We start from the raw sequence: 22,872 nt of genomic DNA, 5'->3' as shown, positions 1-22,872 counted from the left end.
ACGCTGAGTACCCGCCAGGAAGATTCAACGCGTCGCTCGACTGCAGATGGCACAGGTATTGGGCCCCTGATCGCCCCTGAAGGAACCTCCGTGGCGCTCAGTTCCATCTGCTGGTTTTGGCAATCGCCGGGCAGCCGGATCAACAGCCCTGGCTCAATGGACCCATGGAGATGGGTGAGCACTGGGCCTACCGAGCGAGGCCGAAGGAGCTGGGCGGCCCGGTTCGTCGGGTCGAGGTAGTACGGGTAGGCGGTCGTGGCCGGGCTGATTGGCTCCACGTGCGGTTCCTCGACGGTGACGACGCCGGACTGCAGGAGTGGGTCGACGCGACTTCCCTCGTGGCGCGCTGGGAGGACGTCGCGGCGTTTCGTGCGGACGACGCGAGCGAGCTCGCTCTGGCCGAGGCGTCGCGGCATGTGCGGGGGAGTGCCGACTTCGAGGCCGCACGGTTGATCCTCGGGTTCGTCCGCCCGAAGAGCAAGCTGCGGCTGCGGCGCAGTGTCGCGGACGCAGGGATCCTGGAGATGGGCAGTCTCGACGGCAGCGCTCCCCTTGTCGGCATGGATCCCGCGGAGCTGCGAGGCGATCCGATGGTCTACGAGAACCGCTACAGCAGGTGTCTGGCAGGGTGGCCGGTCACTGAGCGCATCGCGCGCCTCGTGGCCGGGCGTCTTGCCGAGGACATCCTTCCGGAGGTGGACCGCAGGCAGCAGGCCATCGATCAGGAGCGCACGCAGTCCTCCTGGTACTCCTACAGCCGCCGGGACGACCGCAAGCTGGACGCGGAAGCGGCCGTCCTGCGGACCGTCCGTGAGTGGTGTGGTCAGGACAAGGCCGAGCGCTACGACGAGCTGGTCGCCCTGCGCGAGGAGGTCGTCCGGCTCGGGAAGCTCGTGGAGAAATCGGTGAAGGCCCTACGCGACCGCGGGCACGGCGTCATCGCCTCCACCATTGAGCGCGACCTCGGGGTCCATATCTCCAGCCTTGATCCAGACGTTCGTCGGTGAAGCCGCGCCACCGCTCCGGCGCCGGCTTGGGCGGCTCGGCCTCCGCCTTGGGTTCTTCCTGCTTCGGAGGCTTCTCTTTCTCCGGCCGCTGCGGATGCCAGCCGTCGAGGAACGGCCGCAGCTGGTCGCCCGTGGGTTCGGCGTGGAGGCTGTGGCCGGTCAGGCTTCTGCCAGCCACGGTCGGGTCGAGCCGGTCAGCCTCCGCCTTCCCCCACGCTGACCACTCGCGGAGCCGCTCGGCTTCGTGGGCGTCGTCCGAGGTGGAGGCGGCCTCGTCGAGCGCGGCGCAGAAGGCCCGCATCTCCCCTGCGGCCCGCCACTGCGCCAAGGCGGTGCCGAACCGGTCGACCCGTACGGCGTCCACTGCCTTGATCGTCGCGACGCTGACCGCCGCTTCCCATTCTCGCCGCGTGCGCTCCTTCTTCTCCGCCTTCCGCCGGCGGTGCTCCTCTTCTTCCTGGACCTCTCGCAGGCGGCGTTCCTCCTCCTGACGCTCCCGCTCCTCCCGCTGACGCTGTTGTTCCGCCTCCCGCGCCAGCCGGGCCTGCTCCTCTTCCTCCGCGCGGGCCTTCAGCGCTCGGAGGACGGCGTCGATCTGGTCCTCCAACGGCTTCTTGGCGGTGTCGGACCATTCCTTCGTCCAGCCGTAGCGGTAGCCGTAGCTGTACCCCGATTGCTGGGCCACCTGCAGCTCCAGCTCGCCGGACGGTTCGAGCCGGTGGGCCGGGGTGACCCGCTGCCATTCGTACGTCCGCCGGCCCGGCTGCGTGGGCACGTACCGGACCTGCTTCTGCCGTTCCTTGAATCTGATCTCGTACGTCCTGCCGTGGACCGTTAGCAGCGGCCGCACCTGCCTGCGCTTCTTCGACACCGCGATATCGCCGTGCCGCGCGAGGGCCTGCTCGGCGAGGAGCCGAAGGAGAGAAAGCACCCGTGGGAGGACCTCGTCCGAGATCTCGAAGGCGCTGTGATCCGCGGTGACCGCTGCGATCACGTCCTCGACGTCGGTGATCACACGGCTGCGCGCCAGGCGGATTCGGTTCCACTCGGTGTCGTCCTCGCCCGTCGCCCGCAGCAGGCCGAGGAAGAAGTCTCCCTTCGCCCGACCGCTGTATTTCAGGTGGTAGCCCTTTGGTGCGCACTGCCGCGCGGCGTCGAACGCTCGGCGATAGCGGGCCCGCTCTTCGGCGTTCGGATCCGGGATCCGGAGGAACCGGCCGGCCTTCTGCACCTCCGCGATCAAAGCAGTGCCGATTTCCACCGGCGACTGCCGTGGCGGTTTCGCGGGGCGCGCTGGCGCTGGCTTCGCCTCGGGCGGGGGTGTCGCCCGCTGACGGGGAGAGGGCGCAACCTCTGGCTTCGGCTCGACGGCTAATGGTCGTTGCTTGCGCGGGGCTGGCTCGGGCCGGTCGGGGTGGTGTCCGTGTTCCAGATAGAAGCGGCCGCCATCAGTGATCTCCGCTCGCCACTTCCCACCGTGCTTGGGCATGGTGATGAGGCCCCGGCCTTTGAGGGCACGCGCGGTGTGGGCGAGTTCCGGGCTTGCCGAGGTGACGGGATCCGTTCCCTCTCCAATGCGAGTGAGCAAGGCCAGCTGTCGATCGTTGAGCGGCGACCATCGGTACATGGTGACCGTCGTACCGGTCCTACCGAGCGCCTACAACCAGAATGGTGATGTTCCCGCATTCTGCTGCTCGAGCGTCTCCACGATCGGGCTGGCCATGCCGGCGGCCTCCTGCGCAAGCGCGTACTCCTCGCCGCATGACCCGGCGTCCGCCCGGCCCTGCCGGTGGCTGTCCGTCAGCTTGATACGGAAAGTGATCCAGGACCTGAGTTCAGCCGTCGCCGACATGCCGGGGACAGCGGCGTGTGCGCAGCTCTGTCGATGATCGTCATTCGGCCAAGTCTTCGCCGTCACGGTGATTGCGTTGCAGGGGCCCTTCACGCTCCCTATCGTGGTGGGCAACGCGTAGATGGAGACGAGTAGCCAAGGATCACGCGAGCAGAGAGAGCCGCCGGTAGCTGGGAAGGCGGACTCGCGCCCGAGGTGAAGACCCTCCTGAGCGCGGGGAGGAACGGCCCTATGGCCCAATGCCCCGCCGGTTTGCCGCCGTCATCGGGCTGAATGAGGCCGCCGCTGTCTGGCGGTGGCAAAGGCGTGGTGGCACCGCGAGTACCCTTCTCGCCCACGCTCCCAAGGGATCATGACGACGCCCCCTGGAGGGCTGCGATGATCCACACTACGAGCCGCGTTCTGACCTCTGACCTACGTGGCCACCTCGACCAGACCGTCTCCGTGTCCGGCTGGGTAAACGCACTCCGGCTGCAGCGGAAGATGCAGTTCGTGATCCTGCGCGACCACGCTGGCATGGTCCAGGTGACCCACAAGCGCGACGGCGGCCCGCTGGAGGCTGTCCTCGAGTCCCTCACCCCGGAGTCCGCCGTCCGGATCACCGGCCGCGTCGTGGACGCGGCCCAGGTCAAGCTCGGCGGTCTGGAGCTCGTCCCCGAGTCGGTCGAGGTGCTGAACCTGGCGGAGACGCCGCTGCCGATCGACGAGCAGACCGGGCCCGAGCACCGGCTCGACTGGCGGTTCCTCGACGTCCGCAAGCGCGAGACCGCGCAGCTCGTGTTCACCGTGCAGACGACCTTGGAAGAGGGACTGCGCGAGTACGCCATGGAGCACGGCTGCACGGAGATGCACACCCCGAAGCTGATGGGGACCGCCTCGGAGTCCGGGGCGGAGGTGTTCAAGCTCGGGTACTTCGACCGGTCGGCCTATCTGGCCCAGTCGCCGCAGTTCTACAAGCAGATGGCGGTGGCGGCCGGCATCGACCGGGTCTTCGAGATCGGGCCGGTCTTCCGGGCCGAGCCGTCGTACACCTCGCGGCACGCGACCGAATTCACCGGCGTGGACGTGGAGCTGTCGTGGATCGACGACGTCGAGGACGTGATGGTCTTCGAGGAGCGGATGCTGGCGCACGCCATCGCTAAGGTCGCCGAGATCCACGGGGAGCGGATCCGGGAGGTCTTCGGGGTTGAGGTGGCGGTGCCGGAGACGCCGTTCCCGCGGATCACGATGGCCGAGGCTCAGGAGGTCCTGCGGGCTGGCGGCTGGGACCCGGAGGGGGTGAAGGAGGACCTGGACCCGGACGGTGAGCGTCGGATCGCCGCGCACATGAAGGAGCAGACCGGGCACGAGTTCGCGTTCATCACGCACTACCCGGCGAGCATCCGGCCCTTCTACCACATGCGCCCGGCGGACCGGTCGGACCTGACGCTCAGCTTCGACCTGCTGTGGAAGGGCCTGGAGGTCACCACCGGCGCCCAGCGCGAGCACCGCTCCGACGTCCTGCTGAAGCAGGCGGAGGAGAAGGGCATGAACACCGAGCCGATGCAGGACTACCTGAACATCTTCCGGTTCGGCTGCCCGCCCCACGGCGGCCTCGGCGCCGGCCTCGGACGGATCCTCATGGTCATGCTCGGTCTGGACTCCATCCGCGAGGCGGCCTTCCTCTTCCGCGGCCCGAACCGCCTGACTCCCTGATTGAGTGCGTACGTGCTGCTGCCCCCCACCGCCGACTGGCGGTGGGGGGCAGCAGCACGGGGTGATCAGTAGCGGGTGTGGCCCAGGTCGAGGGCCCATGCTTCGGCCGGGTTCTTGTCCCAGTGGGACCGGAGGGCGAGCTCGCGGTCGGCGTAGCGGCCCTGGTGGCACAGGCCGCCGTGGGACAACGTGACGCTGAGGGCGAGCGGAGACTCCGTGGTGACCCAGTGCGGGGTCAGGGCGTGGCTCCACAGCTGGTCACCGGGGTGCATGGTCACGGACTGCCGGTCCGTCTCGTCGTGGGCCGGCGGTTCCTCGGCTGTGGTCTCACCGAGGACGGCGGCTTCGGCCGACAGGTGCTTGTCGGGGTTGTGGTAGCTGTGGAAGGTCTTGGTGCCGTGGACCTGCCAGACGAGGCCGTGCGAGTTGTCGTTGTGGTACGTCGACGTGGCCCCCTGAGAGGACAGGAAGAGGATAGGCGCGCACCGCTGCCAGGTGAATCCCTGGGAGGCGAGGTACGTGCGCCAGGGGATCACGACCTCGTCCTGGAAGCCGTCCAGGAGTTCGCCGTAGAACCGGGAGAGGTTGAAGTGCACCAGGCGGAAGGGCCAGGTGCTGATCTCCTCGACCGGGGCCGTCCGGAAGGCGGCAGTGCGGTCCATGCGGACCTGCCAGTCCTCCTCGCCGAGGATGGTGAACCGCACCTCTTCGTCCTGGCGGATGTGGTCGAGTATGTCGATGGCGGGTATGAAGAGGTAGTCGAACGGGACGTGCAGGCGAAAGTTCGGCGGCTGCCTCCAGCAGGCGGTGAAGTTGTGCGGGTCGGTGACAGAGACCGGTGCGTGCACGATGGCTCCCTGGTCTCAGGCCGCCGCGCAGGCGTGCGACGCGGGGCGGCAGATGGCGGCGCAGTCGGGTCCGACACGGTCCTTCGACGGCGCTTCGAGGAAACCCCTGATCTCGGCACGCGGGGCCTGGACGCTGACCCCGTCCACGCCGTAGGGGCAACGTCGTATCTCGCCTTCGGCGGACATGTAGAGGGTCGCTGACCGGCAGGGATGGCCCTCGTCGTCGGACAGCTGCATCCGACGCAGATCATCGAGGTAGGACCGGTACGCGTTGGACAGACGGAAGCGCCCGGCAAGGGTCGCCGTGTCAGCCTCTCTGAGCTTCACAGAGTCCTGGAGCGATCCGCCGGCCCTGATCAAGCCCTGTTCGTTCAGGAGTACGGGGCTGAGCTGGACCTCAATGCCTGTCCCGGCGACGAGGCCGGCGATCTGCGCTGCCTCCTCCTCCGCCACGTCCAAATAGGTCAAGTGGAGGACCTTCGCGGGAACGTCCACGGCCAGCAGCGTCGCAACGGCGGAGGCCACGGTCCGGGTCGTCCGACCAAGGGCCATCGCGCCCTCGGAATCGGCCGAGACGGTGACGTTGGTCAGAAGGTGCTCGACCTCCGCGAGGGCGGTGACCTCGGCCTCGGTGCGGGCCGAGGTCACCATGGACACCGCCATGCCGAACTGGTGGGCCAAGCGGACGAGCTGCCGGAGCTGGGGGTGATGGGTCGGCTCGCCTCCGGTCAGGCAGACGCCCTCCACCCCGGTCTCCTTCAGCCGGGACAGGGCCCGGGTGTAGGTGTCGATGCTGAGGAAGCCGTGGGCGCGGTCCGCGCGGAAGCAGAAACCGCAGGCGACCTTGCAGTGGCCGGCCGTCGAGACCAGCGCTGTGCGGGCGGGCGTGCTCATTGCACCCCCGTGTTGTCCCAGACCGCGATGGCCACGGTGCTGGTGTAGAAGGCGCACATCTGCGGGTCCGGGGTGTCGCCGCCGATGAGGGCCTGCTCGTTTCGGGACGGTCCGCCGCAGATGGCCAGGGCCGGGCAGTCGCCGCAGGCGGGGATCGGGGCGACTTTCTTGGCCGCAGCGGCCAGCAGGCCGGGGTTTTGGCGGAGCTCGTCGACGGTGTGGAGGAACGAGGGCTCGGTGAAGTTGATGTCGCAGACGCTGACCCGGTTGCCGGGCAGCAGGGCGGCGTTCAGGCTGCGGTCGCCCTGCATGTGGTCGAACAGCATCGGCCGGCGGGTGTCGAGAGCCTGAAACGCGCGGTCGAGGACGGAGAAGAGCATCCCGCCCCTGCCGAGCGCGGTCAGGCGGGCCTCGTACAGCTCGCGGGCCAGATCGGCGCCGTTGACTCGCCACTCACCCCCCGTGGGGATGGGGGTGTTGACGTAGATGAACTTCAGGCCGAGGTCGTCGATGATCCACCGCACGGTCTCGGCCAGACGCCCGATGTTCGATGCCGTGGGGGTGAGGTTGCATCCGACGTGCAGGCCCTTGGCCGCGACCAGGCGGCCGACGTTGCGGCGGATCCGGTCGTCGGCGGGCTGGCCACCCAGGAGGAGCCGGTTGGCGGAGTTGATTCCGGGCGGGCCGTCGATGGAGATGCCGACGCCGTACTCGCGCTGCACGAAGTGGTCGAGGGCTTCGTCCGTGAGGCGGGCGCCGTTGGTGACGACGGTGCGGCGGACACGTGCGACGCCGTGGCGGGCGGCGAGGGTGTCGGCGAGTTCGTCGCCGTACTTCATGAGGTCGAAGCGGATGGTCGGCTCGCCGCCGAACCACTGGATGGACACCTCCTCCCGGCCGGCGTTCTGCTCGAACAGGAACTCCAGGCCGGTGGCGAGCTCCTCCTCGGTCATGTCGGGCTTGCCGCTGTTGGTGTCGACGAAGCAGTACGTACAGGCCATGTTGCAGCGGTCGGTGAGGACCACCCGGAGCCCGCTGATCCGTTGCGGTGTCGGGTCGAAACCGAGGGCGTTGAGGCGGTTGTGGAGTGCTTCACGGCGGTCGGCGGCGGGGCCGTCCTGGGTGAAGCCGAGCCCGGCGAGGGCTTCGTGGGTCGCGGTCGGGGAGACCCCGGCGAGGTCAGCGACCTCGCCGGAGTCGAGAAGCACACTTTCCAGGGTGACCGGGTCGAGGAGTACAGCCTCCCCGGCCCGGTCGTACTGGAAGTACTTCCCCCACAGCTGCAGGGGAGCGGCCACTGGGTCAGGCCGCCGTTTCCTCTTCGGCGATGCCCAGCTCGGCCATCACGGCGCGGACCTGCTCCTCGGCGCCGGCCTGGAGCTGGGCCGAGGCCGCGGGGCTGCCGCCGTCGGAGAGGACGATGACGCCGGGCAGCGTCGGGTTGGGCACGATGACCGTGAGGCCGGCGGGCTCGGTGCTGATGACCATGATCGCGTCGTTCAGCTCGACCCAGTCGGTGCGCTCCTTGAGCGCGTCGAGGATGCGACCCTGCTTCTCGCGGAAGGAGGCGCGCTCGCCCATCCACACACCCGCCTTGGACTTGGAGTCCACGACGTCCGCGTAGATCAGGTGGTTCTGCTTCTCTTTCCTGGGTGTCGGCATGCCGATCTCCTTGATGGAAGGGTGACTGCCCGGGTTGGGCAGCTCTGATCCGCTCTGCTGGCCGCCGGTCGGAGAGCCGACTGCACTCCGACCGGTTTGTTGCTCGGCGCCCAGGGGCGCCGTTTCCCACGCGTGGTCGTCTGGTTGACCGGCAACGGGCGGGAAGTCTGCTCAGCTCCGGGTGCCGTTGCCCCGTGCCGACTGGACGGTGGTCACCGAGTGTCCGCCGCCACGTTCGAGGCGCTCGGGAGCAGGGGCTGGAGCGATCCGGGATCCGCCGTCCACTCGCGACCCGAGTCGTCCATCGGACGCATGTGCGCGACCCTCTTGACCACCTTGTCGGTGGTCTTCGAGGTGTAGACCAGCACGGTGGCGACGGTTCCGCGTCGTCCGCTGGAGGGCTGGACGACCTCTCGGCCGAGGAGCTGGTGGCCACGGTCGTCCGCCACCCAGAGATTCGCGTCGTTGGCCGTGATCACTGGGCACCCCCGAGACCGAGGAAGGCGTCGAACTGGGCGGAGCTCCAGGTGGCGGGATCACCGTGCTCGGTTCGGAATGCCTCCGCCGCCCGCGGCAAGCGGCGCCTCTCCAACGACGGGGCCGCGTCCGACTCCGCGTACGGGGCTACGGCTGCCTCGTACTGCGGGTTGGTCGCGCCGGGGGTTCGGCGGGGAAGCCGGGGGCTGCTCACGGTCCGTTCCCTTCGCTGGTCTCTTTGGGGTGGCGTAAGAGTCGCTCCAGTGCGGGTGTCACGGCCATGACGCGGCGAGTGTCATCTGGTGCCCACTTGGGTGTGTGGGGTGTCATGGAGGTGGCATCGGCATGTCATGTGCGCGGATTCCATTGCAGATCAAGCCTGTTGGCCGGTAGGCAACGCATAGGGACGGGGCGATGTGGTCCGTCTCCTGACTTTGAGGGAGCGACCGATGCAAGATCCGGCCACGCTGCTACGGGTGTTAGTCCAGCAACGACGCTGGCGGTACCGGGACTTCGCCACCGCCTTCGCACGGGCGGCATCGCAGGCCGGCTTACCGGGCCTGTCGGTATCGGAAGCGCAGTTCCGACGGTGGACGTCGGGCCGGATCAAAACCCTGCCGGGACCGGATACATGCCGCGTGCTTGAGCACCTGTTCGAGGTGGAGACCGTCGCCCTTTTCGGTCCTCCACCTGCGTCGTCCCCGACCATGTCGGGGGCTCCCGCTGTGTACGACCTCGAAAGTGACATCGCCATGACCGCACGTGACGCCGCAGATGAAGCCGGTGCTGCCGCCGCGCAGTCCGTATCCGACACCACCATCGACCAGCTCCGCGACGATGCTCTTGCCCTCGCCCGCTCGTATGGGGCGGTGAGCGCGTTCGACATCTTCCGGCGCGCCAGAGTGCTTCGCACGGAGGCGGAGCACCAGCGGGGGCTGACACAGGTGCCCGCCCAGCAACAGGACCTGCTGATCGTGGCGGGGCAGGCGTGCGCGCTGCTGTCGACCGCCGCGTTCGACCTCGGCTCCCTGGACGACTCGGCGCGCCTTGCTCGGTCGGCAGCCCTGTACGGGGAGATGGCTCGGTTCGATCCGCTGCGCGCGTACGCGACCGGCTCCTTGGCGATCTGCGCCTACTTCACGGGGCGGCCGTCCGAGGCGGTACGGCAGGCCCGGACGGCGCTGGCCTATGCCGGATTGGGGGACACCGCGCGTCGTCGACTGCTGTCCATCGAGGCTCGCGCCCACGGACACCTCGGAGACCACGAGCGGGCGACACGGGCGCTCGTCGCATCGACCCAGCAGGATCGAGGGGAGCGGGACGAGCTGCACGACGGCGTGGGCGGCGAGTTCGCGTTCAGCGAGGAGCGGCTGCTGATGTCCAACGGCACGACGGCCCTCCTCGTCGGCGACGGGGTAGGTGCCGAGACCACCGCACAGCAGGCATTGGCCCTTGTCTCGTCCCGGCCGCCGGCTCGGCAGTCGGTGTCGGTGCGCGGGAAGGCCGCGGCCGACCTCGCCGCCGCGCAGCTCCTGCGGGGCGACCTGGACGCGGCGGCCGTGACGCTGGAGACGGTCTGGGCGATTCCTGAAGACCAACGCGTGGCGGGACTGCTGGAGCGCACCGGGACCTTGAGGCGGGCGCTGACCGCCCCCGCGTTCAGGGGGGCGGGCGCGGCGGTCACGCTGGGCGAGCGGATCGAGGAGTTCGGCCGCCGCTCAGCGCCGAGGCAGCTGGGTACTGGGCGGGGACTGCTCGCCGTCGACTCCTGACCCGCTCCGCCCCTTCCTACCTTTGCCCGAGGGCAGTGAGGATCCGGGCCTCCTTGTCCGGGGCCACTCCGTGTTCGGACCACCTCGGGTGCTCGACCGGTCGTCCATCCGCCTGCATCCACGCCCAGGTGTCGGCGATGGTGTCCGCGAGCGGACGGCACCGGAGCCCGGCTGCTGCGGCACGGGAGGCGTCGACGGACCACACGCCGGCATGGGTACGCCACAGCGGAAGCTCTGTCCACTGCTTGACGTCGTGCGCCGTGAGGGTCGCAGCGTCGGTCCACACCGGATGGCCGACGCCGCCCGTGATCGCGAGGCATGCGCTGATGAAGTCCGCCCAGCTGATGCCCTCGGGGTGGGCGATGTTGAAGGCCCGCCCGGGGGTACTGGCCGCGGCCTGATCGACGGCGAAGACGGCGACGTCGCGCACGTCGACGGGCTGGATGCGCTGCTCGCCCGGCGCCGGGACAACGATCGGGCCGCCGCGATGGGCCCTGGTGAGCCACCACGGGAGGCGGCCGACGTACTCGCCGGGGCCCAGGATCACCCCCGGCCGTACGAACACCGAATCGTCCCCGAACGCGGTCCTCACCGCGGCCTCTCCGCCAGCTTTCTGGAATCCGTACTTCGTCGGGCTGCCGTCGGCGCCGGTGTGACCGAACGACTCGTCGGCATCCGGTGGGCACTCCAGCAGCGGGGAATCCTCAGTGAGCGGGTGGTGGGGCCAGCCCTGGTAAACGGACACCGTGGAGACGTGCACCCACCGGGCGGCAACCGGGCGCAGGGCCTCGGTGGCGAGGAGTACATCACGAGGCGAGAACTCGCTGCTGGAGGTGTCGATGACGGCATCCCACGGCCCTTGGCTGGCCAGCCGCTTCACGTCATCGGGGTCAGTCCGGTCACCGCGGACCGTGTCGGCGCCCTCTACTGCACCGGAACGGCCGCGGTTGAAGGTTGTCACCTCCCAGCCCCGTCGCAGAGCTTCGTCAACAATCGCGCGGCCGAGGAACCAGGTGCCGCCCATCACCAAAATCCGCATGGGCTCGACCCTGTCACGAAGCACCAGGCGGGCACCATCCCGACCCTGGTCGAGGCTGGCGGGATCTGGACAGTACGTGAGCCCAGTGGCGCTGCGCCGTAGACATCACACGGCGATATTCCGGATCCGCGAGGGGTCGCTGTTGCTACCGTCGCTCTGGAATCCCCATCCCACTCGCTGGATAAAAAGGATCCCCTCATGCATGACGCCCGCGCCCTGATCGAAATGGGTGCCGAAGCTGTTCGCCGGCTCGCTCGTCGCGGTTATTCCCTGGACCTGTCCCGGCTGGAAGACCTCCAGTCCCGGCGCAACCAGAACATCCGCTCAGCCGACGAGCTGCGGACGGAGGCCAAGCGGGTGGCGAGCGAGGTTCAACAGGCGGCCAAGCAGGGCGGCGATATCTCCAAGATGAAGGAGCGCGCCCGCGAGCTGAAGGACCAGATCCGGGACATCGACGCCGAGCAGGAGCAGGTGCAGGAGGAGCTGCGCGAGCTGCTCCTCACCATCCCGAACCTGCCCGACGACGCGGCCCCCGACGGCGACTCCGAGGAGTTCGCGGTCGAGGTCCGGCGCGTCGGCACCCCGCCGGCCTTCTCCTTCGAGCCGAAGGACCACGTCGACCTGGGCGAGAGCACAGGCATCCTCGACTTCGCCCGGGCGACGAAACTGTCGGGCCCCCGGTTCGTCGTCTCCCGCGGGGCGGGCGCTGCCCTGGAGCGCGCACTGGCGACGCTCTTCCTCGACATCCACACCCGCCGGCACGGGTACGTCGAGCACGCGGTCCCGTACCTGGTCAGCCGCAAGACGATGACCGGCACCGGACAGTTGCCGAAGTTCGAGGAGGACCTGTTCAAGACCGGCGTAGCCGACCGTGAGCTGTTCCTCATCCCGACGGCCGAGGTACCGCTGACCAACCTCTACGCCGACGAGATCATCCCGCCGGCCGACCTGCCGCTGGCACTGACTGCGCACACGCCGTGCTTCCGGTCCGAGGCAGGCTCGTACGGTCGTGACACCCGGGGCCTGATCCGCCAGCACCAGTTCGCCAAGGTCGAGATCGTCCAGATGGTCGACCCGGCGGACGCGGACGCCACGCTGGAGACGATGGTCGACCACGCCGAGGCGTGCCTGAAGGAGCTCGGCCTCGCGTACCGCGTCGTCAAGCTGGCCGCCGGTGACACGGGCTTCTCCGCCCAGCTCACGTACGACATCGAGGTCTGGATCCCGAGCCAGAGCACCTACCGGGAGATCTCCTCGGTCTCCAACTTCGGCACGTTCCAAGCCCGCCGCGCCAACATTCGCACCCGCGGCGAGGACGGCAAGCCCAAGCTCGTCGCCACCCTGAACGGCTCCGGCCTGCCCATCGGCCGCACCCTGGCCGCGCTCCTCGAGCAGTGCCAGCAGCAGGACGGCTCGATCGTCCTGCCGGAATCCCTCTTCCCGTACCTAGGCTTCCGCCGCATCTCGGCGGACGGAACACCGGAGGCGTAGCGCGTACCGGGCTCTGTTCGGCGAGCTCCGAGTTCCGTGGCCGCCGGTTGCCCGCCTCGTCGAGGGTGAGCCGCGCCGGTAAGCGCGACCCTCTGGGGGCCAGTGCGTTTCGGCGCTAGCCCCCAGAGGGCGTCATGAGGTCAAGTCGGGCTATGGAGCCATGGGATGAGGACGCGACTCCGGAGGTGCCGGCCATCCCTCTCGAAGGACCCGGTGAGGTGTGGGGCAGACGTGGCCCGCCTGCCGAATGTTCTTCCGTTGCCGGGTCCCACGGGTAGGGCTCAGGGGAGGTCACGCTCCCGCCATACAGCGTCCATTTCGGTCAGCGCGGTCATCGCGTGGGCGATGGTCTCGCGGGTGACGGAGCGGCCCGGAGCCTGGTACTGGGGGTCGTACTTGGCAAAGGTTCTGGTGCCCCGCGTCTGCGCCAGAGACGTCACGACGTCGCACAGGAGATAGGTCGCGACCCTGCGCTGTCGTGCGTCTTCCTTGAGGCGATCCCGGTGCTTGGTCCATGCCTGAAGCGCGGTGAGTTCGCCCATGATGACCGAGTCCGCGAGGTCAGGGGCCTCGGTGTGCAGCCGGGCCAGGTACTCCTGGCTGGCTTGTGCCCGGGCCTTGTTGGCGAGTGCGATCTCGTGGGCCTTGTCCAGACTGACAGTACGCGTGATGACCGGTTCAACGAGCTCGGGCTCGTGTCGCATGACCATGTCGGCGAGCTCCAGTCGGCCAGTGGAGACACCGGTCGTCTCACTGAGGGAACGCATCGCCTCCTCGGGGGAGAGGTGCTCGTGCGCCTTGGTGCCGGCCTGGGCCTTGGTAGCGATCATCGCGGCCTGTCCCGTGGTCAGTTTGCGCTGGCGGATGTTGACGGACAAGGCGTATCCGTCGGGATCATCGCCTTCGTAGGTGGTGAAGCGGGGTTCGACTCCGAGAGCCTTGCAGACGGCGAGTCGGTGGCGGCCATCGAGGACGGTCCCATCGGGGCCGAGGACGATCGCGTGACGCAGGCCGTGGGTCCTGAACGACTCGGTCAGCTCGTGGAGCTCTTCGTCGGTGAGCGGCGGGAACATGGCAGCGGTGGGGTGGAACTTCAGGGTGGTGCTCCTTGTGGTGTGGGTGTGCCGACAGCACCGTGCGGTGCTGTGCGGCTTGGTGGGGTTGGGCGCAGGGCCCGGGCATGTAAATGGTCTGGGGAATCCCCGGTTTGGCTAACCGGGGATCGTCGGCTATATACGTCGGCCCTCCCACGGCAATCGCGTCCGGATCCGTCTGTGCCCCTCGGCACGCAGAACGGCCACAGTGGCGGCCGGTCATACGAGCACAGCCGCGGTGTGCTGCGGGGCAGTCGTGTCCTGCTGGGCACAGCGCGGGTGCCACTGAGAAGACTTCAGGGGTCAGCGTCGCGGGCGGTTGGGCCGGACTCCGGGGACTGCTGGCAGCTGTGCGGCGGTGGCCTGCTGGCCGGTCACCGCCGCCGTGGTGCGGAGGCGGGCGGCTTCAGCCCGAAGGTTGGGGCTTGGGTTGCGGCTGGTGTGCTGGAGTCGGGTGATCAGGACGCGGGCCGGCTGGCGGGCTGTACCCAGTTCGCGCTGGGCTGCGGCCTCCTTCAGGAGCTGGTGGGGTTGGTGGCCTTGGGCCTCCGCGTCGGCCAGGAGGGCGGCGAGGGCGGGCCAGCTGGGGTCGGTGAGGATGCGGTCGGCCTGGTCGGGGACGGCGGCGCGGACGTCGTGGGCGAGAGTACGGCGGGTTTCCTGCTTCGGTTGACGCTGTTCGAGTACGACGAGCGTGGGGGTGAGGGCCTGGTCGGCGGCTGCCTGTAGGTGGTGGAGGGCTTGGCGGGCGGCGTCGGCCTGGTGGGCGTGGCCCTTGGCCTCGTGCCAGCGGTTGGCGATGATCCCGGCCCACAGGAGGGCGGCGATGAGGGCGGCAAGGGCGCTGCCGTCGGGGCCGGTGGCGGTGTGGACGATGTCGCGGGCCGCGTTCCGGATGGCGTGGGCAGCGCGGTCTTCTGCCCGGATCTGGGAGCGCTGGGCGCGGGCGAATGCCTTGGATGCGGCCTGGAGTTCGGCGCGGAGGTGGATGGGCGCTTTCTGGGATGTGGCTTCGAGGAGTTCACCGAGGGCGGTGATGTGGGCCTGGGCGTGCGTGTCGTCGGCAAGGTCGGTGCGGAAGCTGTCGAGGGCTTCGGTGGCCTGGTGCCAAGCGGTGGTCGGTCGGTTGCGCCGGGCGGTGGGGTGTTCCACGGGTTGGCCGGCTTCCAGGCGGGCCTGGAGCTTGGGAAGCGTGAGGTCGGGAGCGATCTTCCCGCCCGGGTGGAAGATCTGTTCGCCTTCCTTGTTGAGGTCGCCGGGACGGCCTGCGGCGTAGCCGAGGAGGTCTCCGGAAGGTCCGCGGCGGGCCTTGATCGCGATGCCGTCAGCTTCGAGGTAGCCGAGGAGTTCCTCGGCGGTGCGCGCGTGAGGGATGGCGGCGCGGATGCAGTCCTGGAGCCATTCGCGGCTCGTCTGCTCCCAGCCGAGGCGCTGCGCCTTGTGCATCTCGGCCTGGGTGGGGGCGCGGGTGCCAGTGCGGTCGCCCTTCTTCAGGCGACGCAGACCGTAGTCCTTCTCGATCTCGCGGCAGGCGTCGCCGACGCGGATGCCGCTGTCGTGGAGTTTGGGGCGGCGACCGTCCTCTCGGACGGTCGTGGCGAGGATGTGGATGTGGTCGTCCGCGTGGCGTACGGCGATCCACCGGCAGGCCAGGTCGTCTCCGGGCGGGGCGATGCCGGCGGCTTCGACGATGCGCTGGGCGATGTCGGCCCACTCGGTGTCGGAGAGGTGGCGGTCTTCGTGGGCGGTGCGGACGGGGCAGTGCCAGACGTGGTCGCTGACCTTCTTGCCGAACTCGCTGTTCCGAAGACGGACGGGCTCATCGAGGTGGCGGGCGAGCTGGGTGAGGGTGGCATCGGGGTCGCGGCCGGGGTCGGGCATGCCGAGCATGGCGAAGCCGGCGACGATGTGCGGGTCGCTGTGCTCGTCGTGGCGGCCGGGGCCGTAGAGGTAGGCGAGCAGGCCACGGGTGTTGGACCCGGCCGGTTTGATGGCGGCGATCACGCGGCCAGGTCCTTCCCGGATTCGGTCGGTTCGCGCAGGGCATCGGCGATCAGCTCCAGCAGGCGGTGGAGCTCGTCGAGACGGTGTCGGATGTCGGGCGGGGTGAGGTCGCTGTTGAGGGCGCGGGCGATCTGGTTGACGTTGACGCCGATCCGGTTGAGCTCGCGCAGCACCTGGGCGCGGAACATGTGGGTACGGCGGCGGTCCTCGGACAGCGGCAGGTTCGCGGTGAACCGACCGGATACGAATGCGAGGACGATGTCGGCGGCGAAGCCGGATTCCCCCTTGTAGCCGTGCTCGGCGGCGGCCTCCTGGAGGCCGGCGTGCTCGTCGCCGGTGAAGCGCAGCGGGCCGACGCGCACGGTCCGCTTGGTGCCGGTGAAACGGCGGATTGCCGGCTCGACGCTCTGCACCGCTCGCTCGCCGGCCGTCGGCTCGGTGGCATGTGTGGGGCGGAGGATCTGCTGCTGGACGGCGTGGAGCGTCTCTGGGTCGGGGCCGCCCTCGGTCCCGACCTCCCGGTCCGGCGCCCCCTGGCGCTGGGCCGTCTCCGCCACCCCCGGGGCGGCGATCCCCGAAGACCGGCCTTGAGTCGGACTCGGGGTACTACTGGCTCCGCCAGGGGCAGGCCGTCCGAACGCGTTCCGCAAACGCTCCTTCAGCGTAGGCGACTTCGTCAGCGACGGCAGTACGCCGGGGTTGCCAGCGTGGTGGGGGTCGTGCGTCACGATCGGGATCTCCGGGAGGGGAGGGAGGATGGGTGAGGTGGTCGTCAGCCGTCGTGGGAGGCGTTCAGTTCGGCCTTGACCGCGCGGACGATGGCGCCGGCGTCGTCGCTGGCGACGGTGTATCCGTCGCCGCGTACGGCCTGCTCCAAGAGGTCGCGAGACAGGCGGCCGTACTCGCCGTTGAGTCGGTGGGCGTAGTCGCGAAGGATCTCGTCGGTAGCGCGAGGCTTGTGGCCCGGCCGTTTCGGCTTCGACGTAGCGCGCTTGACCGGTGCGGTGCCAGAGCCGCTGCCCGTGGGCGGCGGAGCCGCCTCTTGCAGGCGGGCTGCCCGTTCCGGTCGGGCTGTCGTTTCCGGGCCGGAGCGGGTGGTGGGATTCGGGCGGGTGGATTGCGGGCGGACGCCCGGGTGGGGTTCTTCGTCGCCCGGAACTGATGGGTGCGGGCGGGCGCGGTCTTCTGCCCGCCCCTTGCCTCCCGCCCGCTCGTTGACGTCAGCCCGGGAGTGGTCGGGCGGGCTGACGGGCTGCCCGGCGGGCGTGGTCCAGCGCTCGGGCAGGCCGATGGTGGCCAGGGCGGCTGCTTGACGGCGGGTGGCGAGCTGGCGCAGCAGCTGCTCGTTGCGGAGCGGGTCGGCGTCGATGCCGGAGCGGGCGAGGGCCTTGGACAGACGGCGCACGGTGCGCCGGCCCGCCCGTCCGGTGCGCTGCTCGGGCGTCATCTCGGCGAGGCGGGCGGCCAGAGCGACAGCCCGGTGCGTAGCCCGGTCGCGGATGATCTGGGCGGCGCCCTGGTCCTGCTCGACGATCCCCAGGCGGGCGAGCAGCCGCTCGCGGGCCTGCCGTGTGAGGACGGCGGCGAGCCCGCGGGAGGCGGCGTCGGGGGTCCGCTGGCGGAGCTCGATGCCCATGGCCAGGTGCCACAGCACGGCGGCCATCACCGGGCCGGTGAAGGCACGCACGGTGCCGCCGACCGGGCCGGACTCGGCGTAAGCGGGGATGGTCTGCATGGCGGTGATCACCCAGACCAGGACTCCGGGCAGGCCGGCCGCCTGCCGCGGCCCGTGCAGGTTCTGGCGGGCCATCAGGGCCATCGAGAACAGGGCGAGCTCGGCGGCGGCGAACATCGCGGCGCGCTCGGCGGTGTTCCGCATGTCGAGGTAGTGGGCGGCGAACCGCCAGCTTGTGTCCGCGCTGTACGCGGTGCACACGAGCGCCGCCACGGTCGCAGTGGCGACTGCGGCCGAGACGCGCCGCTTCCGATCGCGGGTGCGGTGTTGGCTGCGTCGCGCCTTCAGGCACGCGAGCAGTGCGCCGGCGGCGACGGCCAGGACGGCCAGGGGCAGGAGCGGACCATCGGTGAACGGGAGCGAAGCGGCGGCGAGCATGTCGGTTATGGCAGGGGGCATGTACGGGGCTACTCCGGGGCGAGTGAGGAGGCGATCACGGCGTTCACGGATGAGGGCGTACACGCGGGCCCCCTTCTAAAGGGGGCCCCGCGCGTGATCGCTTGGGTGCGTGTACGGCGTGGACGGTCGCGTGATCGCTCTACCTGCGGTTTTGCGGTGAGCGTGTGCGCTGTGGGCGGTTCACGGCGGTGTGCGGGCGCGGGGGCCGCGTGGACGGTCGCGTGAACGCTTTCAGGGGTTCGGTGCGGGGCTCAGCCGACGGCGGTGAGGTGGCGGGCGGAGGCGTAGTAGCGGGCCTGCTGGCCGCCTCCGGCCCCTCCGGCGATGCCTTCTGCCTTGGTGGCCAGGCCGCTGTCGACGAGGCGGCTGAGGTGGCGTCGCGCCTTCTCGATGTCGGCGCGTTCGGGGTCGCCTCCGCCGATGAGGACGGTGGCCAGGTCCCGTGCGGTCAGCCCGTTGGGGGCGTTCTGCAGCAGGACAGCGGGGTCCTTGGTGGGGTCGAGGGTGGTGGTGCCGCGTACGTGGTCGTGGGTGACGTCCAGGGGGCCGACTTCACCGGTGGAGGTTTTGAGGTGGTGCAGGGTGACCGCGGGGTCGCCTGCCCGGCCGGTGACGAACAGGACGCTGCCCGCGCCGGAGGTGAACCAGGTGGAGCCGTAGACCTGGTCGAGGCTGGGACGCTGGCCGCGCGGTGCGTCGGCGGTGGCCTTGCGCTGGTGGTGCAGCTCCATGATCTCCACGCCGTTGCGAATGGCGCGCATGCGGGCGTTGTGGAAGGCGACCGCGAGGCTGTCGTCGACCATCGTGCTGACCGCGTCCTTGAGGCTGTCGATCACGATGGTGTCGGCCTGGTGGGCGGCGGCGAGGTCAGCGAGGAGGTCGGGCTCCTTGTCGAGTGTGGCGGGCAGCGGACCTTCCCAGACCACGAGCCGCTCGCGCAGGATCTTCTCGTCGGTGGGGAAGACGCGGCGGGCCATGGCCTTGGCGATCTGCTTGGGGCGGTCCATCGCCAGGTAGAGCACGCGCCTGCTGGGGGCGACGGGCATCTCCAGGACGGTCTCCTGCAGGCCGATGCGGGCGAAGATCACCTGATGGGCCAGGGTCGTCTTGCCGACGCCCGGAGCGCCGACGATCATCAGGCTCTCGCCAGAGGCCCAGACGGTCTTCTCGCGGGTGCCCCACAGGGGCTCGGTGTCCGCGCCGCTCTCTTTGACGAACGACCATCCGTTGGTGGCGAAGCGGGACAGCCGTCCCTGTCCCGAGGCGAGTGCGCGCTCGCGTTCGGCGCGTACTTCCGCTTCGACCTCGCTGCGGATCGCCTCGGGATCAGCGCCGGGTTCCTGGGCCCGCTGGAGGGTCCGTACAGCGGAGGTCATCAGGCGGCGTAGGTCGGCCTTCGCGCGGACGATCTCCGCGTGGTGCTCGGCGCTGCCGGTGCCGTAGGGCGCGTCGGCGAGCTGGAACACGTAGGTGGGACCGCCGACCCGTTGCAGATCGCCTTGCTGCTGGAGCAGTTCGGTGAGGACGATCGGGTCGGTCGGCTTGTCCTCGCGGTGCTGGGTGAGGAGCGCGCGCCAGATGGTCTCGTGGGCGGGCCGGTAGAAGGCGTCGTCGCCGAGGACGGGCCGGACCGCGTCGATGACGTCGGCTTTGTGCATGCAGGCGCCAAGGACCGCGCGCTCGGCGTCCAGGTTGAACGGGGGTTCCGTCGGGGTGGGACCTTCGTCGAAGCGGGATGGCGTCTGGGATGGCAGGGTCGTACCCTGGGTCACGGAGCTCCTCATCCGGCAGGCCATTACGGGGCGGCAACCCCGGCCTCCGGTTTCGATCGTTCAGGGATGGATGGTTGTGCGGTGGAGCCTCTACTTCGGCCCCGGTGTTCGTAGCACCGGGGCCGCTTGCGTGTGCGGATCCGTCCGCCGCTGTACGGCGGACTACGACCATAGCCGAGATTTTCGGCAGTGCAACGCCTTGCATTTCACTCCGCAACGATGTTTAGTTGTGGATGCTGGCCCCAGTGGACCCGTTGTCGTGTGAAGGGAGGTGCGAGTGAGCGGTGAGGAAGGTGCGGAGCGTGCCGGCCCCGGTCGTCCGATGCCGGAGGAGCACGTCGCTGCCCGCATCAAGCTGGAGCGCGAGGTCCGCGGTTGGAGCACGGTGAAGCTCGCCGAGGAGATGGCCGCCGTCGGCCATCCGATCAACCAGTCGGCGATCTGGCGCATCGAGAGCGGCAAACCCCGTCGCAGGGTCAACCTCGACGAGGCGCTCGGCTTCTGCAAGGTCTTCGACATCACCATGCAGGACCTGACGGGGCCGCCAGGAGAGCTGGCCACGCCCCGCATTCGCGAGCTTGCCCGTGAGTACGTCCAGATGACGCGCGAGTACCACCAACTGCGAGCGACGATCGACCGGAACCAGATGCACCTGCACGAGATCGACATGGAACTCAATGCATACGGGGACAAGGGCCCCGAGCAGAGAGGACAGGTCGACGAACTCCTCCGGCTCGAAGAACGGGCCCTGCAGAGGAGCCTGCACCCATCCCGGGCGCACCTGCGAAACCAGGGGCAGCCACCCACAGGCGAATAGTCGGCCGCTGCCCCTTTCATGGCGCTACGAACGCCGAGAACCCCCACGCACGGCGACATCCGTCGCCGACCATCATCCACCGACCCATCCATCCCTGAACGACGCCACCGGCCAGGCCGACGGGAGTTGCCGCTCCCGCGACGCCGCGATGCCGGCGGGAGGAGTACCCCATGCCGCAGCCCGCGCTGCCCATTTCCCAGATAGCCCAGCTCCTGGACGTCCCCGAAGACGCCCTGCGCACCCTGATGGCCGAGCGGCGATCCGTCGGCGACACGACCTTGGTCGCCCTCACCGTCGCCGAGGCCGCCCGCCGGATCGGCATCGGCCGCACCAAGCTGTACGAGTACGTCTCCTCCGGCGAGATCGTCTCCGTCAAGATAGGCAGTTTGCGCCGCATCCCAGCAGAGGCGGTGAACGAATTCCTGGCCCGCCGTCTGTCGGCGACCGACTTCGGAGCTGCCGCATGACGCGAGCCTCCGCACCGAAGCCCCGCCAGCCCAACGGCGCCTCGTCCATCTACCTCGGCAAAGACGGGCGCTGGCACGGCCGCGTCACCGTCGGCGTCAAGGACGACGGCACCCCGGACCGTCGCCACGTCGGCCGCAAGACCCGAGCCGAGGTCACCAAGCTCGTACGCGAGCTGGAACGGCAGCGCGACAAGGGCGCCGTCCGCAAGGCCGGCCAGTCGTGGACCGTGAAGACATGGCTCACCCACTGGGTCGAGAACATCGCCGCCGCGCACGTCTCGGAGAACACGATCGACGGCTACCGCGTCGCGGTGAACCACCACCTCATCCCCGGCCTGGGCGCCCACCGCCTGGAGAAGCTCGACCCGGAGCACCTGGAGCGCTTCTACAAGAAGATGCAGGACAACGGCAGCGCCGCCGGCACCGCCCACCAGGCCCACCGCACGATTCGCACGGCGCTGAACGAGGCCGTGCGCCGCAAGCACCTCACGGCGAACCCGGCCTCCATCGCCAAGGCCCCCAAGGTCGAAGAGGAGGAGGTCGAGCCGTACACGGTCGAGGAGGTCCAGCGGCTCCTCGCTGAGGCCGCCAAGCACCGCAACACCGCCCGTTGGGTCATCGCGCTCGCCCTCGGCCTGCGCCAGGGCGAGGTCCTCGGTATGCAGTGGGACGACGTCGACTTCGAGCTCGGCGTCGTCCGCGTACGCCGTGGCCGGCTGCGGCCCCGCTACAAGCACGGCTGCGGCGAACGCTGTGGACGCAAACCCGGCTACTGCCCCCAGAAGATCAACACCCGCCGTGAGACGAAGAACGCCAAGTCCCGCGCCGGCCAGCGCCCCATCGGTGCCCCCGATGAACTCCTCCAGCTCCTGCGCCAGCACAAGGAGGAGCAGGCACGCGAGCGAGCCCGGGCCCGTGACCTGTGGACGGAGAAGGGGTACGTCTTCACTTCGCCCACCGGCGAGCCCCTGAACCCGAACACGGATTACCACAAGTGGAAGGAGCTGCTGAAGGCCGCTGGCGTCCGCGATGCCCGCCTCCATGACGCCCGCCACACCGCAGCAACTGTCCTGCTCATCCTCGGCGTCTCCGACGCGGTCGTCGACGCCATCATGGGCTGGGAACCCGGCAAGTCCGCCCGGATGCGCCGCCGCTACCAGCACCTGACCAGCCGCGTCCTCAAGGACACCGCCGCCAAGGTCGGCGGCCTCCTGTGGGGCACGGACCAGGCGGAGGGAAGCGCCGCGCCGGAGGCCGACCAGAGCCCCGTCCCCGCCGAGCTGATGGTCCACGTGGCCCGCCTCGGCGAGCGACGCGTGCCCTTCCTCCACCGCGAGCACGCCGACGAGGTCGTCACACGCTGGAGCGAGGACTGGCCCGACCACCCTGCCGAGGTCGAAGAATGGGACCGCTGGCGCTGGGAACACCAGGGCCCCGGCGGCCCGAGCGCTATCCGCGACCGCGTGCCGGAGCGGGCCGTTGTCTTCCACGCCCGAGCCCTGTTCCTCCCCGGCGGGGAACGCGCGGCGACCGGGGTCCCGGAGCAGTGGTCGGTGCCGGCCTGGGACTTCGAGACCGACCGCTACACCGACCGCGCCTCGGCCTGGCGCACGGCCCGACGACCCGGCACGGGCCAGGAGGTCGAGGCTCAGGTGCGAGGCACGGACAAGGCGGCTGTAGAGGCGGACTTCGCCGAGGCGTGTGCACAGGCTGTGGATCGAGCGCGGCATCCTGGGAAATACGGGGACACCGAAGACTGGTAGCGCCCCAGATTGCCGCCCACCACGGCGAATCAATGGGGTGCCGACCAGGTGATGCCAAGGTGTGCATCGGGCCAACGCGCGACG

General features: G+C 69.6%; 21 protein-coding genes. 7 read left to right on the top strand and 14 right to left on the bottom strand.

Features of this window, described 5'->3' with window-relative positions:
* Window positions 1-164: 164 nt before the first annotated feature.
* Window positions 165-1,007, top strand: a complete 843-nt coding sequence (locus OG259_RS20305) for a PE-PGRS family protein (protein WP_328943558.1) — start codon at window positions 165-167, stop codon at window positions 1,005-1,007.
* Here the strand turns inward: OG259_RS20305 and OG259_RS20300 are convergent.
* Window positions 937-2,268 (bottom strand): hypothetical protein, encoded by a 1,332-nt coding sequence (locus OG259_RS20300; RefSeq protein ID WP_328943557.1) that lies wholly within the window; start codon window positions 2,266-2,268, stop codon window positions 937-939. The two genes, OG259_RS20305 and OG259_RS20300, sit on opposite strands and share 71 nt — an antisense overlap.
* A 396-nt stretch (window positions 2,269-2,664) precedes the next feature.
* Entirely contained in the window at window positions 2,665-2,952 is a 288-nt protein-coding gene (locus tag OG259_RS20295) for a hypothetical protein (RefSeq protein WP_328943556.1), read from the bottom strand.
* Window positions 2,953-3,237: 285 nt separating this feature from the next.
* On the opposite strand from OG259_RS20295, the gene aspS reads away from it, so the two are divergent.
* Entirely contained in the window at window positions 3,238-4,554 is a 1,317-nt protein-coding gene (gene aspS, locus OG259_RS20290; protein WP_328943555.1) for an aspartate--tRNA(Asn) ligase, read from the top strand.
* A 65-nt stretch (window positions 4,555-4,619) separates the two neighbouring features.
* On the opposite strand, the gene OG259_RS20285 is transcribed toward aspS, so the two are convergent.
* From OG259_RS20285 to OG259_RS20260, 6 genes are all read right to left on the bottom strand, one after another.
* The gene (locus OG259_RS20285; RefSeq protein ID WP_328943554.1) at window positions 4,620-5,402 is read right to left on the bottom strand and encodes a hypothetical protein; all 783 of its coding nucleotides are present in this window, start codon (window positions 5,400-5,402) and stop codon (window positions 4,620-4,622) included.
* A gap of 15 nt (window positions 5,403-5,417) precedes the next feature.
* The gene (locus tag OG259_RS20280; protein WP_328943553.1) at window positions 5,418-6,296 is read right to left on the bottom strand and encodes a radical SAM protein; all 879 of its coding nucleotides are present in this window, start codon (window positions 6,294-6,296) and stop codon (window positions 5,418-5,420) included.
* Window positions 6,293-7,594 (bottom strand): radical SAM protein, encoded by a 1,302-nt coding sequence (locus tag OG259_RS20275; protein WP_328943552.1) that lies wholly within the window; start codon window positions 7,592-7,594, stop codon window positions 6,293-6,295. Before OG259_RS20275 ends, OG259_RS20280 begins: the two co-directional genes overlap by 4 nt.
* 4 nt (window positions 7,595-7,598) lie before the next feature.
* Window positions 7,599-7,958, bottom strand: a complete 360-nt coding sequence (locus OG259_RS20270; RefSeq protein ID WP_019888352.1) for a hypothetical protein — start codon at window positions 7,956-7,958, stop codon at window positions 7,599-7,601.
* A 212-nt stretch (window positions 7,959-8,170) separates the two neighbouring features.
* The gene (locus OG259_RS20265; RefSeq protein WP_328943551.1) at window positions 8,171-8,437 is read right to left on the bottom strand and encodes a hypothetical protein; all 267 of its coding nucleotides are present in this window, start codon (window positions 8,435-8,437) and stop codon (window positions 8,171-8,173) included.
* A complete protein-coding gene (locus tag OG259_RS20260; RefSeq protein WP_328943550.1) occupies window positions 8,434-8,649 on the bottom strand; it encodes a hypothetical protein in 216 nt (71 codons plus the stop codon). The genes OG259_RS20265 and OG259_RS20260 overlap by 4 nt, the downstream gene beginning before the upstream one ends.
* A gap of 538 nt (window positions 8,650-9,187) precedes the next feature.
* Here OG259_RS20260 and OG259_RS20255 point away from each other — a divergent pair.
* Complete coding sequence (locus OG259_RS20255; RefSeq protein ID WP_328943549.1) at window positions 9,188-10,207, top strand: DNA-binding protein; 1,020 nt, start codon at window positions 9,188-9,190, stop codon at window positions 10,205-10,207.
* 16 nt (window positions 10,208-10,223) lie between these two features.
* Here OG259_RS20255 and OG259_RS20250 read toward each other — a convergent pair whose 3' ends face one another.
* A complete protein-coding gene (locus tag OG259_RS20250) occupies window positions 10,224-11,246 on the bottom strand; it encodes an NAD-dependent epimerase/dehydratase family protein (RefSeq protein WP_328943548.1) in 1,023 nt (340 codons plus the stop codon).
* 198 nt (window positions 11,247-11,444) lie between these two features.
* Between OG259_RS20250 and serS the strand changes: the two genes are divergently transcribed.
* Window positions 11,445-12,737, top strand: coding sequence for a serine--tRNA ligase (gene serS, locus OG259_RS20245; protein ID WP_328943547.1), 1,293 nt, complete (start codon window positions 11,445-11,447; stop codon window positions 12,735-12,737).
* A gap of 281 nt (window positions 12,738-13,018) precedes the next feature.
* Here the strand turns inward: serS and OG259_RS20240 are convergent, their stop codons facing one another.
* The 5 genes from OG259_RS20240 to OG259_RS20220 form a co-directional block, all read right to left on the bottom strand.
* A complete protein-coding gene (locus tag OG259_RS20240) occupies window positions 13,019-13,810 on the bottom strand; it encodes a plasmid replication/partition related protein (protein ID WP_328943546.1) in 792 nt (263 codons plus the stop codon).
* A 324-nt stretch (window positions 13,811-14,134) separates the two neighbouring features.
* Window positions 14,135-15,835: a relaxase/mobilization nuclease domain-containing protein gene (locus OG259_RS20235; protein ID WP_328943545.1), complete on the bottom strand. Its 1,701-nt coding sequence runs from the start codon at window positions 15,833-15,835 to the stop codon at window positions 14,135-14,137.
* A complete protein-coding gene (locus OG259_RS20230) occupies window positions 15,832-16,392 on the bottom strand; it encodes a MobC family plasmid mobilization relaxosome protein (RefSeq protein ID WP_328943544.1) in 561 nt (186 codons plus the stop codon). The genes OG259_RS20235 and OG259_RS20230 overlap by 4 nt, the downstream gene beginning before the upstream one ends.
* 215 nt (window positions 16,393-16,607) lie before the next feature.
* Window positions 16,608-17,969 carry a hypothetical protein gene (locus tag OG259_RS20225; protein WP_328943543.1) on the bottom strand — a complete coding sequence of 454 codons (1,362 nt, stop codon included), beginning with the start codon at window positions 17,967-17,969 and terminating at the stop codon, window positions 16,608-16,610.
* A gap of 251 nt (window positions 17,970-18,220) precedes the next feature.
* A complete protein-coding gene (locus OG259_RS20220; protein WP_328943542.1) occupies window positions 18,221-19,741 on the bottom strand; it encodes a DnaB-like helicase N-terminal domain-containing protein in 1,521 nt (506 codons plus the stop codon).
* Between the two features lie 322 nt (window positions 19,742-20,063).
* On the opposite strand from OG259_RS20220, the gene OG259_RS20215 reads away from it, so the two are divergent.
* The 3 genes from OG259_RS20215 to OG259_RS20205 all read left to right on the top strand — a co-directional run bounded on the left by OG259_RS20215 (window position 20,064) and on the right by OG259_RS20205 (window position 22,788).
* Window positions 20,064-20,558, top strand: coding sequence for a helix-turn-helix transcriptional regulator (locus tag OG259_RS20215; protein ID WP_328947128.1), 495 nt, complete (start codon window positions 20,064-20,066; stop codon window positions 20,556-20,558).
* 170 nt (window positions 20,559-20,728) lie between these two features.
* Window positions 20,729-21,025: a helix-turn-helix domain-containing protein gene (locus OG259_RS20210; RefSeq protein ID WP_328943541.1), complete on the top strand. Its 297-nt coding sequence runs from the start codon at window positions 20,729-20,731 to the stop codon at window positions 21,023-21,025.
* Entirely contained in the window at window positions 21,022-22,788 is a 1,767-nt protein-coding gene (locus tag OG259_RS20205; RefSeq protein WP_328943540.1) for a tyrosine-type recombinase/integrase, read from the top strand. Before OG259_RS20210 ends, OG259_RS20205 begins: the two co-directional genes overlap by 4 nt.
* The last annotated feature ends 84 nt before the right edge of the window (window positions 22,789-22,872 follow it).

Origin of the sequence: Streptomyces sp. NBC_00250 (genome assembly GCF_036192275.1) — a bacterium.
GTDB lineage: Bacteria > Actinomycetota > Actinomycetes > Streptomycetales > Streptomycetaceae > Streptomyces.
This window is presented reverse-complemented; position numbering and strand designations above follow the sequence as displayed.

Coding starts and splice junctions, on each gene's coding strand:
- OG259_RS20305 (WP_328943558.1), top strand. CDS start 165: ATGGAGATGGGTGAGCACTGGGCCTACCGAGCGAGGCCGAAGGAGCTG.
- aspS (WP_328943555.1), top strand. CDS start 3,238: ATGATCCACACTACGAGCCGCGTTCTGACCTCTGACCTACGTGGCCAC.
- OG259_RS20280 (WP_328943553.1), bottom strand. CDS start 6,296: ATGAGCACGCCCGCCCGCACAGCGCTGGTCTCGACGGCCGGCCACTGC.
- OG259_RS20270 (WP_019888352.1), bottom strand. CDS start 7,958: ATGCCGACACCCAGGAAAGAGAAGCAGAACCACCTGATCTACGCGGAC.
- OG259_RS20255 (WP_328943549.1), top strand. CDS start 9,188: ATGACCGCACGTGACGCCGCAGATGAAGCCGGTGCTGCCGCCGCGCAG.
- OG259_RS20250 (WP_328943548.1), bottom strand. CDS start 11,246: ATGCGGATTTTGGTGATGGGCGGCACCTGGTTCCTCGGCCGCGCGATT.
- serS (WP_328943547.1), top strand. CDS start 11,445: ATGCATGACGCCCGCGCCCTGATCGAAATGGGTGCCGAAGCTGTTCGC.
- OG259_RS20240 (WP_328943546.1), bottom strand. CDS start 13,810: ATGTTCCCGCCGCTCACCGACGAAGAGCTCCACGAGCTGACCGAGTCG.
- OG259_RS20225 (WP_328943543.1), bottom strand. CDS start 17,969: ATGCCCCCTGCCATAACCGACATGCTCGCCGCCGCTTCGCTCCCGTTC.
- OG259_RS20215 (WP_328947128.1), top strand. CDS start 20,064: ATGCCGGAGGAGCACGTCGCTGCCCGCATCAAGCTGGAGCGCGAGGTC.
- OG259_RS20210 (WP_328943541.1), top strand. CDS start 20,729: ATGCCGCAGCCCGCGCTGCCCATTTCCCAGATAGCCCAGCTCCTGGAC.
- OG259_RS20205 (WP_328943540.1), top strand. CDS start 21,022: ATGACGCGAGCCTCCGCACCGAAGCCCCGCCAGCCCAACGGCGCCTCG.